Source organism: Vibrio sp. D173a (assembly GCF_030248475.1).
The window spans coordinates 1-551 of sequence record NZ_JAHGAH010001103.1; the positions used below are offsets into that span (position 1 = coordinate 1).

2 protein-coding genes and 1 pseudogene are annotated in these 551 nt (G+C 46.1%); 2 read left to right on the top strand and 1 reads right to left on the bottom strand.

Annotated features, from left to right (window positions below; translation table 11 throughout):
- Positions 1-220 (top strand): annotated as a pseudogene (locus KIV40_RS31590) (hypothetical protein); the annotation flags it as partial.
- Here the strand turns inward: KIV40_RS31590 and KIV40_RS31595 are convergent.
- Complete coding sequence (locus KIV40_RS31595; protein ID WP_285353260.1) at positions 213-344, bottom strand: hypothetical protein; 132 nt, start codon at positions 342-344, stop codon at positions 213-215. The pseudogene KIV40_RS31590 and the gene KIV40_RS31595 sit on opposite strands and share 8 nt — an antisense overlap.
- 38 nt (positions 345-382) lie before the next feature.
- On the opposite strand from KIV40_RS31595, the gene KIV40_RS31600 reads away from it, so the two are divergent.
- On the top strand, positions 383-551 hold a 169-nt coding region (locus KIV40_RS31600), incomplete at its 3' end, for a hypothetical protein (protein WP_285353262.1).

A 551-nucleotide genomic window follows, 5' to 3' on the forward strand; every position in this document is an offset into this window, starting at 1 on the left:
ACTCAGCAATGAGCAGGATGGCTCGGCCGATATAGAGCCGGTTTATCACCTGCTGATTGACTTCTCTCCCCCTTCATTGCTTGCGTCTTTGTTGCTTAGCGATCCTCTTATGGATGTAAAGCAGCACTGGACAAGCGTGATCGCTTCGCCCCCATCTAGGCTTGCCGGATGGAAAGAGGGCAATATTCAATATTCACACTTCCGAGAACTTCTTAGCTAATCGTTTGACCCTGATTGGTCGTATCGATGGTCACTTGTGCCCATTGATCTCGCCAATCCATAAAACAATTCGCGAATGTGTTCTGCTGCCGTTCAATCAGTTTGGTCTGGTTGCGGTTAGCCATCGATCTCGTTCGCAAGATATTAGCCAAAATAAGAGATCTTGACTGTGAATAAACGCATTCCAAGAAAACAAATCAACCACTACGCAAAGTGGAAATACGTGGTGCTTATCACCACCATCATCATCATGATTCTGAGCGCTTTACCTTCTTGGTTTGGTGAAGATGCTTCGGTTCAAATCAACAACCGTTCTGAGCAGACAATCGACG